The following is a 15,680-nucleotide window of genomic DNA, read 5'->3' as shown; positions in this document are numbered from 1 at the left end:
ACTAAATCTTATGCCTTGGTTTATAACTGGTTTCCCAGGTTTTTCCAAAATCTTCTAAAGACGAATCTATTTCTTCAGCTTTAACTAATAAAATATTATCTCCAGAAAAAATTAATCTTATATCAAAATAATTATCTTTAATCTCCGTTTTGATCGCTAGAAACTCGAGTATCTTAGTCTTTTTTCTTGGATTAATTCCTTTTGATTTAACTTTTAAAACATTATCAAAAACAAGAGCGCTACGTATCCTTTTATTTTTTCTAAAAATTCCTTTTTCAGCATCTTCCCACATAAATCGATTAAATACGCAAATCAGCTTTTTAGTTTTTGGTAAAAATTTTATATCGTTTGCAACAATTACGGAGTCTTGCAGATAAGCTGAAAAAACATGCAAATCCTGAATATCTTCTGCCAATAATTTTAACTTAGAAATATTTTCGTTAATCATTTATTCTTCTAACATTAGCGCCACATAAATTAAGTTTTTTTTCTAATTTACTATAGCCTCTATCTAAATGATAAATCCTATTAATTGTTGTGGTGCCTTTTGCAGATAATGCTGCCAAAACTAAACTTACAGATGCCCTTAGATCTGTAGCCATTACTTCAGCGCCATTTAAATTTTTAATTCCTTTTATTATGGCTTTTTGTTTTTTTATTTCAATATCAGCGCCCATTCTCATTAATTCTGAAACGTGAAGAAATCTATTTTCAAATATCTCTTCATTAATTACTGACGATCCTTTAATCTGAGTAGCCAAAGCCATAAATTGTGCCTGCATATCAGTTGGAAATCCAGGATAAGGTTTTGTAATAATTTTAAATGGTTTTAATTGATGCTTTCTAAAAATAATAAAAGAATCTTTAAAAGTTTTAATATTGGCCCCTATTTTTCTTAAAACGCTAAATATATTTTCTAAATGTTCGTTATTAACATTTTTAATTAATAACTTTCCATTAGTTATAAGGGCCGCAATCGCATAAGTTGCAGCTTCTATTCTGTCTGGAATAATTTTATGTCTTATTGGACATAAAAATTTTACTCCTTTTATAATAATTTTTCTTTTGGAATTATATTGTATTTCTGCTCCACATTTATTTAAAAATTTTATTAAATCTATAATTTCTGGCTCAAGTGCAGCATTACTAATTTTTGTTACTCCTTTAGCAAGGACTGCTGCTATAATAATGCTCTCTGTTGCTCCTACTGAAATTGAAGGAAATCTAATGTTGGCACCTGACAAACCTTTGGGTGCGCTCGCATCAATATAGCCGTTCTTTACATTAATTTTTGCACCAAGTTTTTTTAATGCTTCTAAATGTAAATTCACAGGTCTTGCTCCTATGGAACATCCTCCTGGCAAAGAAACTCTAGCTTTTCCAAATTTTGCTAATAATGGAGCTAAAACTAAAACGCCAGCTCTCATGGTTTTCATGATCGAATATGGAGCAAAATATTTATCTTTATTTTTTTTTGATATTTTTAATATTTCTTTATTTTCATCAAATTCGACTTCTCTTCCTAAAACCTTGATTAAATTAACTAAAGTATAGATATCTTTAACTTTAGGAACATTTTCAAACTGTACTGAATCATCAAATAACAAGGAAGATATAACGATGGGAAGGCTTGCATTTTTAGAACCTGAAATAACTACTTCACCAGAGAGTTTCTTTCCTCCCTTAATTAATAGTTTTTGCATATTTAAATTTTCGGAAGAGTGACACCTTTTTGCTTCATATATTTTCCCTTTTTATCAGCATATGAAGTTTCTGGTTCTTGATCACCTTTTAAAAAAACAAACTGGCAAGCTCCTTCATTAGCGTAAATTTTTGCAGGCAATGTAGTTGTATTTGAAAACTCAAGAGTTACATGTCCTTCCCACTCTGGTTCTAAGGGGGTAACATTAACAATAATTCCGCATCTTGCATAAGTGCTTTTTCCAAGACAAATTACCAAAACATCTCTTGGAATTTTAAAATATTCAACGGTTCTAGCTAGAGCAAATGAATTGGGAGGTATTATACAGACATCAGTTTTTCTTGTAACAAAACTATTTTTTGAAAATTTTTTAGGATCTACAAATGCTGAATCTATATTTGTAAATATCTTAAACTCATTAGAAACTCTCGCGTCATAACCATAAGAAGAAAGTCCGTAAGAAATTTTATTTTTCCTTTGTTGTTTCTGAACAAAAGGACTTATCATTTTTTTTTCTAAGGACATTTTTTTTATCCAATGATCAGATAAAACACTCATGCTTTTCTTTCTTTAATTTTTTTTAAAAATTCTTTCCTTTTTTTTAAATTCTCTCTAAGGGCTTCTGAAAGACGTTCTTTTTTTAAATCTTTTTGATTATTAAGCATCAAGTTCAAACGCGGACTATTTATTTGGATTTGTTAAATCATCCAAAGTAATAGGCTTATTAATATCGTGCATTTCTTGTTCTGGTTCTTTTGCTGCAGGTATGGTTGAGGCTCTTTTAGCTTTTTTTAAAGCAAGACGTTCTTTTCTCTTCGCTTCTTTAAGCATAGCTCTTTCTCCACGTTTAGACTTGTAATCATAATGAATACCCATGGGTGAGCCTCTTCCATCAAAAAAATCTAGATTTTAAACTTTTTTTAAATTTACAGCTGATGGACCTTTTTTTCCATCTTCGATATCAAATGTAAGAACATCTCCTTCATCCAAATAATCGATACCTGCATCTTTAACAGCTGACATATGAACGAATACGTCTTTTTGTTTGTCGTCTCTCTCTATAAAACCGTAGCCTTTGCTACCGTTAAACCACTTTACTTTACCTTTTATACTACTCATCTTACTTTATATTTACTTTCGTTATTATGTTGTTCAATTTGAATACTATTATTCAAAGTGAGACTCGTGTTTAATAGGTATAATAGCCCGTTGTCAAGATTCTGAAGATATAAAGCATGTTTTCAGCTGATTTAGTGATAATTTTGATAAAAATTATTCAGACTAAAAAGTTTTACTTAAAAACAACTATAAATTACAAATTAAAAAATTAAATAAGCCCACATAGCTTAGTTGGTAGAGCACTTCCATGGTAAGGAAGAGGTGGCCAGTTCGATTCCGGCTGTGGGCACCAAAATTTGACCTTCCCAATACTCTGATAATCCAATATTTAAGCCAAACTTTTTATAGTTTTATAAAAAACATTTAAATATAATAAACTCTATGAATTTAGAAATTAAGGTTCCTGATATAGGGGATTTTAAGAACGTTGAAATCATAGAAGTATTAGTAAAAGAAGGTGATCAAATTAAAAAGAATGATCCCATACTTACATTGGAAAGCGATAAATCTAGCGTAGAAGTTCCATCCCCTTTTGATGGAAAGATCTCAAATTTAAAAGTTAAAGTTGGAGATAAAGTCTCAAAAGGATCATTAATAGCCACGTTAACTAATGACGACATTAAAAGTGCACCTGTAGCTAAAGATAATAAATCTATATTACCTGAAACAGAAAAAATCATTCAAGAAGCTGAAAAAGTTTTAAAAAAAATAAATTTTACAGAAGAGGTTAAAAAAGAAGAACATAAACAATCTTTTGAAACAAAAGTTGAATATAAAAAATTTACTAATTATTTTTCTGATCAAGATTCAGTTGGCGATGTGGATCCACAAGAAACCGCTGAATGGATTGATTCGTTAAACAGTATTGTTGAAAGAGATGGTCCAAAAAGAGCTAATTATCTTTTGGGTAAATTGATTAATCAAGCGTATATTTCTGGTTCTAATTTACCATATAATCAAAAAACACCTTACATCAATACAATCCCCAGGGAAATGGAACGAAAGTCTCCGGGTGATCAAGTAATAGAAAATAAAATCAGATCCTTAATTAGGTGGAATGCAGCCTGCATGGTTGTTCGGGCTAACAAAAAACTTCCTGAGCTTGGAGGTCATATAGCAACTTTTGCTTCTGCCGCAACTTTATATGACGTTGGTTTTAATCATTTTTGGAGAGCTCAAAATGAAAAATTTCTTGGCGATTTAATATATTTTCAAGGTCATGCGTCTCCTGGAATTTATGCTAGATCATTTTTGGAAGGAAGGTTAACAGAAAAACAATTAGAAAATTTTAGACAAGAAGTTGATGGTGGAGGATTATCCTCATATCCGCATCCATGGTTAATGCCTAACTACTGGCAATTTCCAACTGTCTCTATGGGTCTTGGTCCTATCACTGCAATTTATCAAGCAAGATTTATGAAATATTTACAAAATAGATCTTTGATAGAAGATCAAAATAGAAAGGTTTGGGCTTTTTTAGGCGATGGAGAAATGGACGAACCTGAATCAACAGGAGCGATTGGATTAGCATCTAGAGAAAAATTAGATAATTTAATATTTGTAATCAATTGCAATCTTCAAAGATTAGATGGACCCGTAAGAGGTAATGGAAAAATAATTCAGGAAATGGAAGGATTATTCAGAGGAGCGGGATGGAACGTTATTAAAGTTGTTTGGGGATCTTACTGGGATCCACTTCTTGAAAAAGACAAAACAGGACTTTTAATGAAAAGGATGGAGGAATGCGTTGATGGAGAGTACCAGGCATTTAAAGCAAAAGGCGGTGCTTATGTTAGAAGTCATTTCTTTGGAAAGTATCCAGAATTAAGAGAGTTAGTTTCAAATATGACCGATGATGATATTTGGAAACTAAATAGAGGCGGTCACGATCCTCACAAAGTCTATGCTGCTTATCATGCGGCTCAAAATCACAAAGGATCTCCTACAGTAATTATAGCAAAAACTATTAAAGGTTATGGAATGGGAAAAAGCGGAGAAAGCATTAATACAACCCACCAACAAAAAAAATTAGATGTTAATGATATGCATTATTTAAGAGATAGATTTAATATTCCCATTACAGATAAGCAGGTTGAAAATTTAGAATTCTATAAACCTGATGAGAAATCAGAAGAAATTCAATATCTCAAAGAAAAAAGAAGAGAACTTGGTGGTTTTATTCCTTCGCGAAGAACAGAAACAAAAGCTTTAAAAGCTCCAGCTCCAGAAATTTTTGAATCCTCTTATGTGGATTCAGGAGATAGAGAACTATCAACGACTATGGCTCTTGTTAATATGCTTACTAAAATTTTAAGAGACAAAGAATATTCATCAAGATTAGTTCCTATTATTCCAGATGAAGCTAGAACATTCGGAATGGAGGGCTTCTTTCAAAAAATTGGAATTTATGCTCACGAAGGTCAAAAATACGAACCTGTAGATTCGGAACAATTAAGTTCTTACCGCGAAGATAAAAAAGGACAAGTTTTAGAAGAAGGAATTACAGAAGCTGGGGCTGTGTCTTCTTGGTTAGCGGCAGGAACTGCTTACTCAAATCATAATATTGAAATGATTCCAATCTATCTTTTTTATTCAATGTTTGGATTTCAAAGAATTGGCGACTTTGCTTGGGCAGCAGGAGATTCTCGATGTAGAGGATTTTTAATTGGAGCAACATCTGGAAGAACAACATTGGCTGGTGAAGGTCTGCAACATCAAGATGGCCATAGTTTAGTAATGGCCTCTATGATTCCAAATTGTGTAAGTTACGATCCAACATTTGCATTTGAATTAGCTGCAATTTTTGAAGATGGATTAAAGAGAATGCATGAGAAACAAGAAAGTATTTATTATTATATAACAACTTTAAATGAGAATTATAAACATCCAGCGATGCCGAAAAGTATTAAAAAAGAAGATATCTTAAAGGGAATGTATCTCTTTAAAGAAATAAACAATAAAGGAAAAACTAAAGTTCAATTACTAGGATCGGGAGCAATTTTAAACGAAGTTATTAAAGCGGCCGAAATATTAAGTTCTGATTATGGAATTGATTCAGATGTTTGGAGCGTAACAAGTTTTACTGAGCTTAGAAGAAATGCGATAGAAGTTGAAAGAAAAAATTTACTACATCCAGATAAAAAACCTGAAAAAACTTATATAGAAAAATGTTTTGAGAAAAGAACGGGGCCTTTTATAGCCGCAACTGACTATATTAGAACCTTATCTGAGGGAATTAGAAATTATGTGCCAGGAACTTATGTAACTTTGGGCACTGACGGTTTTGGAAGAAGCGACACTAGAAAGAATTTAAGAAAATTCTTTGAAGTAAATAAAGAATTTATTGTATTTTCAACTTTGAGTACTTTAGCCAAAGAACAGAAAATTGCCTCAAAAGTAGCCACTGATGCAATGAAAAAATATAAAATTGATCCCAATAAGCCGATCCCAACAAAATTATAGTTAAAATGTCCGAAACCGCTGATCTAATTGTTCCAAATATTGGTGATTTTAAAAATGTAGAAATTATAGAAATTTTGGCAAAACCAGAACAAAACATAAAAAAAAATGATGGCCTTGTTACTTTAGAAAGCGATAAATCAAGCGTTGAAGTTCCCTCACAATTTTCTGGAAAAATAAAAAATATAAAAGTTAAAGTTGGAGATAGAGTTTCTCAGGGAGACATAATAGGGCAAATTGAATTATCCTCTAATGAAAAAATTGAAGAAAAAAATACAAAAAATAATAATAAATCTAATGAAAATTTAAATACTCCAGTTTCAAGTCAAAATACAGAAACACAAACAGTTCGTATTGCTCCTGTTAAAAATGAAAATAATTATACAAAAAGTGCAAGTCCAAAAATAAAAAAGTTTGCTAGAGAGTTAGGCGTTGACCTTCGATTAGTAGATGGAAGCGCAAGAAAAGGAAGGGTTGTTGAAGAGGATGTTAAGCAATTTATCAAGGGCGCTCTTAACACAAGAATCTTAAAAGAAGAGGTGATAAAAAAAGTAGAGATAAAAGAAGAAAAACTTCCATTTGAACATGAAGAATTTGGAGAAATTGATATTCAAAAAATCCCAAGGATTAAAAGATTATCAGGACCTCATTTAGTTAAGGCTTGGAATGAAATTCCTCACGTAACTCAATTTGATGAGGTTGATGTTACAGATATGGAGAGTTTTAGAAAAAATTTAATAAATCTTAATACAAAAGAAAAAATCACAATAACTCCTCTTGCCTTTATTATGAAAGCATTAGTGAATGCGATGAGAAAATACCCTAATTTTAATTGTTCATTAGAATCGAGAAATGAAAACATTATCTATAAAAAATATTTCCATATTGGAATTGCAGTTGATACTCCGCATGGCTTAATGGTTCCAAAGATTAGAAATGTTGATCAAAAAGATCTTCTAACCTTAAGTAATGAGCTTAGAAAGATTGGCAAATTAAGCAAAGAACTCAAAATAGATAAAAAAGAATTTTTTGGAGGATCAATGACAATATCGAGCTTAGGTGGGATTGGAGGAAGTTTTTTTACCCCAATTATAAATAATCCTGAAGTAGCAATTATTGGAATTGGAAAAACAGAAACAAAACAAATATTTATAGATGGACAATTTATACCAAGGGCAATGATGCCTGTATCTCTTTCGTACGATCATAGAATAATAGATGGAGCAGAAGCTGCTAGATTTTGTCAGGATCTTAAAGCTAGCCTTGGAAAAAACTTTGCTTTCAATTTATCATTTTAAAAATGGTAAATGGCTACTGTGAAGAAAAATATAACTCTGTTAAAAAAATATTTGAAGATTATTTCTTAAACAATCAAGAAATTGGGGCATCATTTGCAATATATAAGGAAGGAAAACCCTTAATAGATTTATGGGGTGGTTTTCAAAATAGAGATAATAAAAAATGGGAAGAAAATACTATCGCAAATGTATTTTCAGTAACAAAAGGCATTTATGAAATTATTGTCTCAATTTTAATTGACCAAAATATTTTAGATTTAGAAAAACCTGTTTCTTATTATTGGCCTACTTTTAAACAAAGTAATAAAAAAGAAATTAAATTAAAACATATTCTATCTCATCAATCTGGTCTCTATAGATTTAAAAAAAAAATAACACAGCAAGATCTTTTGGATTGGAATAAAATAATATCTATTTTAGAAAATCAAGAGCCGGATCATAAACCTGGAGAAAAAACTTATTATCATGCAAAGACACATGGATTTTTAATCGGTGAAATAATAAAAAAGATAACAAAAAAAAGTTTAGGTGAATTAGTCTCTGAATTTCTATCAAAGAAACTAGAGTTAGATTTTTTTATTGGAACTCCAAAAAATCAATTATCAAATATTGCTTTTCTTTATCAAGACCAAACTGAAAGTAAAATAACATCTGAATTTAATGCCTTTAATAACCCTGGGCACGAAATAAGCTTCTATAATAAAAAAGATTGGCAAATTGCTGAGGTCCCTTCCATGAATGGGCATGGAAACGCTAAATCAATTGCCAAAATTTATGATGTTTTTGTCAATGATTTAATATTAGAAAGAAATATTTTATTATCCAAAACATCGATTAAAAAATGTCTAACCGAAAGTATTGGAAGAATTGACCAAAGCTTAATGCTACCAATTAGGTGGTCTAATGTAGGTTTGATACTTCGAGGTGGATGGTTATTTGGAAAGAACAAAGAATCTTTTGGTCATAATGGCTGGGGTGGCTCACTAGGTTTCGCCGACCCATTATTGGGAATAGGTGTTGCATATGTCACAAATAAAATTAATCCCACTATGGGTTTAGACCAAAGAATTATAAATCTATTAAAAGAATTCTACCGAATTAATTCTTAACTCGAAAAACTTCTCTAGGTACTGAAGTCTAATGCTTAAGCTGTTTAAAGAATGCACTAACGCGATGACGTAATTGCTCATACCAAACAACGCCTTTATCTCGCACCCAATTTAATTGTATAACTCTACGCTCACCTTCAAAACTTTCGTGACCGTGCCAAGAGTTTGACTGGTTAAGAAATGCGATCAATGTTCCTTGGGCTGGAGGAACTTCTAAAAAAGCATCATTAAGATTATCTGGTGAACGTAAAAGACGTAAACGCCCGCCTGGCTTTTCCCACTTATCATTCATATAAATCAGAACAGTAATTAACTTACTTTTACTATCAGTGTGAATTTTACCGTCTGTAGCACGACAACGGGCACGCACAGTTATAGTTGTGGGCCTATTAGTTAAATTAATACCAAATTTTTCGGTCATAATAGCAGTCATTTCTTCACTACTTATATCTTTCATAAAACGTTTAAAATTTTCTCCGTAACTTAATGAGGTTAAAGGGAGACTTCCTGCAACACTAACTTTTGGATAATCAGATTCTATGTCCGCTATTGCTTCATTCTTTACAAATCCTGGAACGACGAGATAAGGAAAAGGCGCCTTAGTAACTGGCATTGCTTTCAAAATTTCAAAATTTACAGTAGGGCTCATGTAGATATATTTAATAAATTAATTTTTCTTTACATCAAGAAATTTTTTAAATTTTTATAATAATTTCTTAATTTTGGCGGAGAGAAAGGGATTCGAACCCTTGATACCTTTAACAGTATACACGCTTTCCAAGCGGGCGCCTTCAACCACTCGGCCATCTCTCCTTTTCTTTTTCTTTATCTCATTTTTGAAATATACTAAATAATATACTTTATTTTTTATAATGAAAATTTTTGATTGTTTTGGTTTCTGTGGAGAAAACGAAGTTCTAGAGATTAGATTAGCAACCTTATATGATCAAGTTGATAAATTTATAATAGTAGAAGGTAATAAATTTTTTAATGGGGCTGAGAAAAAAAAATTATTTGATATTAAAAATTTCAAGAAATATGAATCAAAAATTCAATACTTTTTTATTAAAAATTTTCCAGAACATCATGGTGATAACTGGGTATATGAAAACTTTCAAAGAAATCAAATCAAATTAGGATTGAAAAATTTAGAACCTAATGACATCATATTAATTTCTGATGTTGATGAGATCCCTAATTTAGATAACAAAAAATTTATTAATTTTGACTCAACGGTATTCTTACAGAATATGTATTATTATAAATTTAATATTCATTTATATAAGGGTTTGAAATGGAAAAATAAATGGCCCGGTACAAAAAGTTGTAAATATAAATTTTTTACATCAGCTCAAACTGTAAGGCAATTTAGAGTAAAAAATTATCCTTGGTGGAGATTTGATAGAAAAATAAAACGTTATGTTGAATTTAATGGTGGATGGCATTTTTCTTTTTTAATGAATAGTCAAACAATTTCAAATAAAATTTCAATAAATACCCAAGAATTAGATCATGTCCTTGGACCAAAAAACTATAATATTAAAGATTTAAATGATGAAAAAATAATTAAAGAAAGAATTAAAAATTTAACAGATGTTTACGGAAGAAAAACAATCAATCTAAGGAAGGTAGATATTGACGAAACCTATCCTAAAATTCTTAGAGAAAATCAAATCAAATATAGAGAATGGATTGCTTAAAAAAAATTAATTTAGTAATTATTCATTTTTGTTTATCTTAAGAACTTCAATAAAAGCTTCTTGGGGAATATCAACGCTTCCAAACTGTCTCATTCGGGCTTTTCCTTTTTTTTGTTTTTCTAATAGTTTTTTCTTTCTATCTCTTGCTCCACCACCATGAATTCTACTAATAACATCTTTTCTATAACCAGATATTGTTTCTCTTGCTATAATTTTTCCACCAATGGCCGCTTGAATTGGTATTTGAAATTGATGCCTTGGTATTAAATCTTTTAATCTTTCGCACATTAATCTTCCTTGTCTTAAAGCAAAATCTTTATGAATAATCATAGATAACGCATCAACCATCTCATCATTTACTAGTATGGATAATTTAATTAGATCACCCTCTCTATAATCGCTTAGCTCATAATCAAAACTCGCATAGCCACTGGAAATAGATTTTATCTTGTCGTAAAAATCAAAAACAACTTCATTTAATGGCAACTCATAAGACAAGACCGCACGATTTCCTGAATAACTTAAACTTTTTTGTTTTCCTCTTTTTTCTTCACATAATTTCATAATTGAACCTAGATATTCTTCTGGAAGAATTATCGTTGCGTTAATCCATGGTTCATTAATAGATTTAATAAAATTTGGTTCTGGCATACTAGCAGGATTTTGAAGATCCATAATCGTTCCATCAATTTTATTAATTTTATAAACAACTCCTGGTGTTGTGGTAATTAAGTTTAAATTATATTCGCGGTCTAATCTTTGTACAATAATTTCAAGATGAAGAAGTCCTAAAAAACCACATCTAAAACCCAATCCTAAAGCAGCAGAATTTTCTGGCTCATAAACGAAACTAGAATCGTTTAATTTTAATTTTGCAAGACTATCTCTTAATAAATTGTATTCTGTGCTATCAACTGGAAATAATCCGCAAAATACAACCGGCTTGCTTGGTTTAAATCCTGGTAACGGATCTTTTATAGGATTAGTATAATCCGTTATCGTATCTCCAATTTTAGTATCCGAAAGATCTTTGATGCCCGTAACAATAAAACCAATTTCTCCAGGACCTAAATATTCTTTATTTTCTGCTTTAGGAGTGAACACGCCGACTCTTTCAACTGGATGTCTTGTGTTTGTCGACATCAATAAAATTTCCATTCCTTTTTTAATTGCTCCATCTAGTATTCTAACCAATATAACCACTCCCAAATAACTGTCGTACCAGCTATCAACTAGCAATGCTTTTAAAGGTAAATCTTTATTTCCTTTTGGAGCAGGAAGTCTTTCAACAATTGCTTCTAATATTTCATCTACCCCTTCTCCTGTTTTTCCGGACGCAGTTAGAGCGTCCGATGTGTCAATTCCTATAACATCTTCTATTTGTTTTTTTACTCTCTCAACATCTGATGCTGGTAAATCTATTTTATTTAAAACTGTTATAATCTCATGATGATTATCCATAGCCTGATAAACATTAGCTAAAGTTTGAGCTTCAACGCCTTGAGTACTATCAACAATAAGCAATGATCCTTCACATGAAGCAAGTGACCTATTTACTTCATAACTAAAATCAACATGTCCTGGCGTATCAATAATATTTAATATGTAATTTTTACCATCTTTTTTTGATTTATAATTCAATCTAACTGTTTGAGCTTTTATAGTAATTCCCCTTTCTTTCTCTAAATCCATTGAATCCAAAACTTGAGTTGTCATCTCACGTTCTGTAAGGCCTCCGCATTTTTGAATTAATCTATCCGCGAAAGTAGATTTACCGTGGTCAATATGGGCAATAATTGCAAAATTTCTTATATTTTCTTGTGCAGACATTTAGGATCTTAATGTTGCATCAAAAGATTTTTGCATGGTTTGAATTATTTTATTACTCAACTCATCAATTTCTTTATCATTTAATGTTTTATCTTGTGACTGAATTACCAAGTTTAATGCTACTGATTTTTTATTTTTTTCAATATTTCCTCCTTGAAATACGTCGAATATTCTAATTTTTTTAATTAATTTTTTATCCACATTAAACAATGCATTAATAATTTTTTCTGCTTCAAATTTTTTATCAATAATAAAGGCAAAATCTCTTTCTATCTTTTGAAAATTAGAAACTAAATATTTAAATTTCTTTTCTGTATTTTGCTTATTAATAACTGGAATATTATTTAAAAAAATTTGAAAACCAAAAACTGGTCCATATTTTATATCTAGTTCTTTAATAATTTTAGGATTAATTTCTCCAAAATTAGCAAGTGGCGATTGTTTATTTGAGCTTAAAAAAAACTTTCCTGACCTACCTGGGTGATAATATGATTCAGATTCTTGAATAATTGACAGTTCTTGTTCATCAATTCCAAGCTCTATCAGTGTTTTATAAACAATGTCTTTAATCTCGAACACGTCAACGTCTTTATCTTTTTCTAACCAATTTTTTCTATAAATTTTTCCAATTTGAATTCCTCCAATAACTACTATTTGTTCTCCAGGTTTTGAACCAAAAAATACTGGTCCACATTCAAAAATTTTCTGATCTTCAAAATTTCTATGAATGTTATTTTTTGCATGAATTAAAAGATTTGAAAAAATTGAAGATCTTAAAGCATTCAAATCATTAGAAATTGGGTTGGTAATTAATAAATTTTTATTATGTAAATCAAATAAAGAATCAATTTTTGAGCTTGTAAAAGAATAAGTAACTGTCTCCATAAAACCTTTGTTCGCTATAGATCTTTGAGCAAATCGCTGCAATTTTTGTTTTCCTGTTAAAATATTTTTTGAACTATCAACTTCTGGATTGATAAGTTGAATTTTATCATACCCTCTTATTCTTATTAACTCCTCAACTATATCAACTTCTTCATTAATATCTGGGCGCCAAGTTGGGACGATTATGGAATATACATTTTTGCTTTCTTTAAATTTAAAACCTAAATTATTTAAAATTTTATTAATTTCAGCTGTTGAAATTTTACTTCCTATTATTTTTTCAAATTTTTTAGAATTGAATTTAATTTGCTTATTTTTAAAATTGCCTTCTCCAGAAGCAACTAAATTACTTATTTTTCCACCACATAGCTTATTAATTATTTGGGCTGCAAGTTTTAAACCATATTCCATAGTGTTAGGATCAACTCCTCTTTCAAATCTAAACTTAGCATCAGAATTGATGCCTAATTTTTTTGCAGCTTTAGATATTTTAGCAGGATCAAATAAAGCCGATTCTAAAAAAATATTTTTTGTATCTAAAGAAATTGAAGAGCTTTCTCCTCCAATCACCCCTCCTAAACCAAGAATTTCTTTCTCATTAGTAATTAGACATGCGCCATCTTCTAGTGAATAATTATTATTATCTAAGGCTAAAAATTTTTCTCCTTTTTTTGAAGAACGCACAATAACTTTTCTTTCTATTTTATCAGCGTCATACGCGTGTAGAGGTCTATTTAAATCAAGCATAATGTAATTTGTAATATCAACAACTGCTGAGATAGGATTCATTCCGACTGCAATTAATTTATCTTTTAACCATTTTGGACTTTCAGAATTTTTTATTCCTTCAATGTAGCAATGAGTAAATGAAGAACATCCGGAATTAGATTGAATAATAACTTTAAATGGATTTTTAATATTAGTTTTTAATTTAGTTTGCTGCAGTTCAATTAATTTTCCAAGGCCTGCTGTTGATAAATCTCTTGCAATGCCTCTTACTCCTAAACAGTCAGATCTATTAGGTGTTATAGATATATCAATTGCTGGTTCACTATTATTTTTAAAATAACTATTTCCGACTTTAAATTTTTTTGAATCTAATTCAATAATTCCTTGGCTCTCATCAGATAATCCTAGTTCAGATTCTGAACAAAGCATTCCATAAGAGTCGACTCCTCTAATATTAGTAACTTTAATTTTAAGTTGATTTTTAGGAATAATGGCTCCTGGTTTAGCATAAACAGTCAACAAACCATCTCTAGCATTCGAAGCTCCACAAACAACTTTTAGTATTTTTCCAGATCCAATATCAACATCACATAATTTTAATTTATCTGCGTTTGGATGTTTTTCTGCTTTAATAATTTTTGCTACTAAAAAGAAATTATTTTTATCTGTTGCCCCAACGCTTTCAACTTCGAGTCCTATATTATTTAAAGTTGAAACAATCTTTTCGATATTTGCGCTTGTCTTTAGATGATCCTTTAACCAAGAAGAAGTTATTTTCATCTGCTAAAGCCTCTATAATTTGCAGGTATATCTAATGGATCAAATCCATAATGTTCTAGCCATCTAACATCTGTTTCAAAAAAAGATCTTAGATCATTTATTCCATACTTAAGCATGGCCAATCTATCAATTCCGATGCCAAAAGCATAACCCTGATACATTGAAGTATTTACTTTGCAATTTTTTAAAACATTAGGATGAACCATTCCACAGCCCAATATTTCAAGCCATTTATCCCCCTCACCAATAACAATTTTCCCATCTTTTAATTCATAGCCAATGTCAACTTCTGCTGATGGCTCAGTAAAAGGAAAGTGACTAGGTCTAAATCTCATCTTAATTTTATCTACTTCAAAAAATTTTCTAATAAAATAATCAAGAACTCCTTTTAGATGTCCCATGTTTACATTTTTATCTATATGCAAACCTTCGACTTGATGAAACATAGGAGTGTGCGTTTGATCACTATCGCATCTATAAGTTCTTCCAGGTGCAATAATTTTGAATGGTGGTTTTCCAGACAACATAGTTCTTATTTGAACTGGGGAAGTATGTGTTCGTAACAAAATTTCTTTGTTTTGACCTAAATAAAAAGTATCATGCATGTCTCTTGCTGGATGGTGGGGTGGGGTATTTAATGCTGTAAAATTATTATACTCATTTTCTACATCAGGCCCTTCTGCTACTGAAAATCCTATCTCTCCAAAAATAGCTGTTACTTCATCGATAACTTGCGTGACTGGATGAATTTTCCCAAAAGTGATGGGTCTTCCTGGTAAAGTAACATCGATTCTATCTTCTGATAATTTTTTATTAATCTCTGTTTGTTCAAAAAGATTTATTTTAGAATTAATAAGATTGTTAATATTATCTTTTAATTTATTTAGATTTGAAGCAAAATTTTTTCTATCTTCTCCTTGAAGAGTTGTAATTTTTTTAAAAAGTTCTCCTATCTTTCCGTTTTTACCGAAAGCTTCCGATTTTACCTGTTCAATTTTATGAAGATTCTCAGATTGATCTATTTTAGATTTAAATTCTTTTTCTAAATGTAAAATTTCATCCATGGTGA

Annotated in this window: 13 protein-coding genes and 2 tRNA genes; 5 read left to right on the top strand and 10 right to left on the bottom strand. The window is 30.4% G+C overall.

Annotated features, from left to right (window positions below):
• Window position 1: 1 nt before the first annotated feature.
• From AC8IG9_RS02070 to AC8IG9_RS02050, 5 genes are all read right to left on the bottom strand, one after another.
• Entirely contained in the window at window positions 2-448 is a 447-nt protein-coding gene (locus AC8IG9_RS02070; protein ID WP_507425164.1) for a DUF2948 family protein, read from the bottom strand.
• Window positions 441-1,703, bottom strand: coding sequence for a UDP-N-acetylglucosamine 1-carboxyvinyltransferase (murA, locus tag AC8IG9_RS02065; protein ID WP_507425163.1), 1,263 nt, complete (start codon window positions 1,701-1,703; stop codon window positions 441-443). The genes AC8IG9_RS02070 and murA overlap by 8 nt, the downstream gene beginning before the upstream one ends.
• A 2-nt stretch (window positions 1,704-1,705) precedes the next feature.
• Window positions 1,706-2,260: a dCTP deaminase gene (gene dcd, locus AC8IG9_RS02060; protein WP_507425162.1), complete on the bottom strand. Its 555-nt coding sequence runs from the start codon at window positions 2,258-2,260 to the stop codon at window positions 1,706-1,708.
• A gap of 123 nt (window positions 2,261-2,383) precedes the next feature.
• Window positions 2,384-2,578 (bottom strand): hypothetical protein, encoded by a 195-nt coding sequence (locus tag AC8IG9_RS02055; RefSeq protein WP_507425161.1) that lies wholly within the window; start codon window positions 2,576-2,578, stop codon window positions 2,384-2,386.
• 33 nt (window positions 2,579-2,611) lie between these two features.
• Window positions 2,612-2,821: a cold-shock protein gene (locus tag AC8IG9_RS02050; protein ID WP_017943717.1), complete on the bottom strand. Its 210-nt coding sequence runs from the start codon at window positions 2,819-2,821 to the stop codon at window positions 2,612-2,614.
• A 216-nt stretch (window positions 2,822-3,037) separates the two neighbouring features.
• On the opposite strand from AC8IG9_RS02050, the gene AC8IG9_RS02045 reads away from it, so the two are divergent.
• The 4 genes from AC8IG9_RS02045 to AC8IG9_RS02030 all read left to right on the top strand — a co-directional run bounded on the left by AC8IG9_RS02045 (window position 3,038) and on the right by AC8IG9_RS02030 (window position 8,687).
• Window positions 3,038-3,113: transfer RNA gene (locus AC8IG9_RS02045), tRNA-Thr, on the top strand.
• A gap of 89 nt (window positions 3,114-3,202) precedes the next feature.
• Window positions 3,203-6,283 carry a pyruvate dehydrogenase (acetyl-transferring), homodimeric type gene (gene aceE, locus AC8IG9_RS02040; RefSeq protein ID WP_507425160.1) on the top strand — a complete coding sequence of 1,027 codons (3,081 nt, stop codon included), beginning with the start codon at window positions 3,203-3,205 and terminating at the stop codon, window positions 6,281-6,283.
• A 5-nt stretch (window positions 6,284-6,288) separates the two neighbouring features.
• Complete coding sequence (locus AC8IG9_RS02035; RefSeq protein ID WP_507425159.1) at window positions 6,289-7,578, top strand: 2-oxo acid dehydrogenase subunit E2; 1,290 nt, start codon at window positions 6,289-6,291, stop codon at window positions 7,576-7,578.
• A gap of 2 nt (window positions 7,579-7,580) precedes the next feature.
• Window positions 7,581-8,687, top strand: a complete 1,107-nt coding sequence (locus AC8IG9_RS02030) for a serine hydrolase domain-containing protein (RefSeq protein ID WP_507425158.1) — start codon at window positions 7,581-7,583, stop codon at window positions 8,685-8,687.
• Between the two features lie 28 nt (window positions 8,688-8,715).
• Here AC8IG9_RS02030 and AC8IG9_RS02025 read toward each other — a convergent pair whose 3' ends face one another.
• Window positions 8,716-9,336 (bottom strand): 2OG-Fe(II) oxygenase, encoded by a 621-nt coding sequence (locus tag AC8IG9_RS02025; RefSeq protein WP_507425157.1) that lies wholly within the window; start codon window positions 9,334-9,336, stop codon window positions 8,716-8,718.
• A gap of 74 nt (window positions 9,337-9,410) precedes the next feature.
• Window positions 9,411-9,500: transfer RNA gene (locus AC8IG9_RS02020), tRNA-Ser, on the bottom strand.
• Between the two features lie 59 nt (window positions 9,501-9,559).
• On the opposite strand from AC8IG9_RS02020, the gene AC8IG9_RS02015 reads away from it, so the two are divergent.
• Window positions 9,560-10,387, top strand: coding sequence for a hypothetical protein (locus tag AC8IG9_RS02015; protein WP_507425156.1), 828 nt, complete (start codon window positions 9,560-9,562; stop codon window positions 10,385-10,387).
• A gap of 18 nt (window positions 10,388-10,405) precedes the next feature.
• On the opposite strand, the gene lepA is transcribed toward AC8IG9_RS02015, so the two are convergent.
• Genes lepA through pheS form a run of 3 tightly spaced genes read right to left on the bottom strand, consistent with a single transcriptional unit; the run spans window position 10,406 to window position 15,675 of the window.
• The gene (gene lepA, locus AC8IG9_RS02010) at window positions 10,406-12,217 is read right to left on the bottom strand and encodes a translation elongation factor 4 (RefSeq protein WP_507425155.1); all 1,812 of its coding nucleotides are present in this window, start codon (window positions 12,215-12,217) and stop codon (window positions 10,406-10,408) included.
• The gene (gene pheT, locus AC8IG9_RS02005) at window positions 12,218-14,611 is read right to left on the bottom strand and encodes a phenylalanine--tRNA ligase subunit beta (RefSeq protein ID WP_507425154.1); all 2,394 of its coding nucleotides are present in this window, start codon (window positions 14,609-14,611) and stop codon (window positions 12,218-12,220) included.
• Window positions 14,608-15,675 (bottom strand): phenylalanine--tRNA ligase subunit alpha, encoded by a 1,068-nt coding sequence (pheS, locus tag AC8IG9_RS02000; RefSeq protein WP_507425153.1) that lies wholly within the window; start codon window positions 15,673-15,675, stop codon window positions 14,608-14,610. The genes pheT and pheS overlap by 4 nt, the downstream gene beginning before the upstream one ends.
• Window positions 15,676-15,680: the final 5 nt, after the last annotated feature.

The organism is Candidatus Allofontibacter sp., assembly GCF_040404065.1.
Classification (GTDB): Bacteria; Pseudomonadota; Alphaproteobacteria; order Pelagibacterales; family Pelagibacteraceae; genus Fontibacterium.
This window is presented reverse-complemented; position numbering and strand designations above follow the sequence as displayed.

Excerpts from the sequence above, each read along its gene's own strand:
- pheT (WP_507425154.1), bottom strand. The coding sequence starts at position 14,611 with ATGAAAATAACTTCTTCTTGGTTAAAGGATCATCTAAAGACAAGCGCA.
- AC8IG9_RS02030 (WP_507425158.1), top strand. The coding sequence starts at position 7,581 with ATGGTAAATGGCTACTGTGAAGAAAAATATAACTCTGTTAAAAAAATA.
- AC8IG9_RS02035 (WP_507425159.1), top strand. The coding sequence starts at position 6,289 with ATGTCCGAAACCGCTGATCTAATTGTTCCAAATATTGGTGATTTTAAA.
- AC8IG9_RS02025 (WP_507425157.1), bottom strand. The coding sequence starts at position 9,336 with ATGAGCCCTACTGTAAATTTTGAAATTTTGAAAGCAATGCCAGTTACT.
- aceE (WP_507425160.1), top strand. The coding sequence starts at position 3,203 with ATGAATTTAGAAATTAAGGTTCCTGATATAGGGGATTTTAAGAACGTT.
- AC8IG9_RS02070 (WP_507425164.1), bottom strand. The coding sequence starts at position 448 with ATGATTAACGAAAATATTTCTAAGTTAAAATTATTGGCAGAAGATATT.
- lepA (WP_507425155.1), bottom strand. The coding sequence starts at position 12,217 with ATGTCTGCACAAGAAAATATAAGAAATTTTGCAATTATTGCCCATATT.
- murA (WP_507425163.1), bottom strand. The coding sequence starts at position 1,703 with ATGCAAAAACTATTAATTAAGGGAGGAAAGAAACTCTCTGGTGAAGTA.
- AC8IG9_RS02055 (WP_507425161.1), bottom strand. The coding sequence starts at position 2,578 with ATGGGTATTCATTATGATTACAAGTCTAAACGTGGAGAAAGAGCTATG.
- pheS (WP_507425153.1), bottom strand. The coding sequence starts at position 15,675 with ATGGATGAAATTTTACATTTAGAAAAAGAATTTAAATCTAAAATAGAT.
- AC8IG9_RS02015 (WP_507425156.1), top strand. The coding sequence starts at position 9,560 with ATGAAAATTTTTGATTGTTTTGGTTTCTGTGGAGAAAACGAAGTTCTA.
- AC8IG9_RS02050 (WP_017943717.1), bottom strand. The coding sequence starts at position 2,821 with ATGAGTAGTATAAAAGGTAAAGTAAAGTGGTTTAACGGTAGCAAAGGC.
- dcd (WP_507425162.1), bottom strand. The coding sequence starts at position 2,260 with ATGAGTGTTTTATCTGATCATTGGATAAAAAAAATGTCCTTAGAAAAA.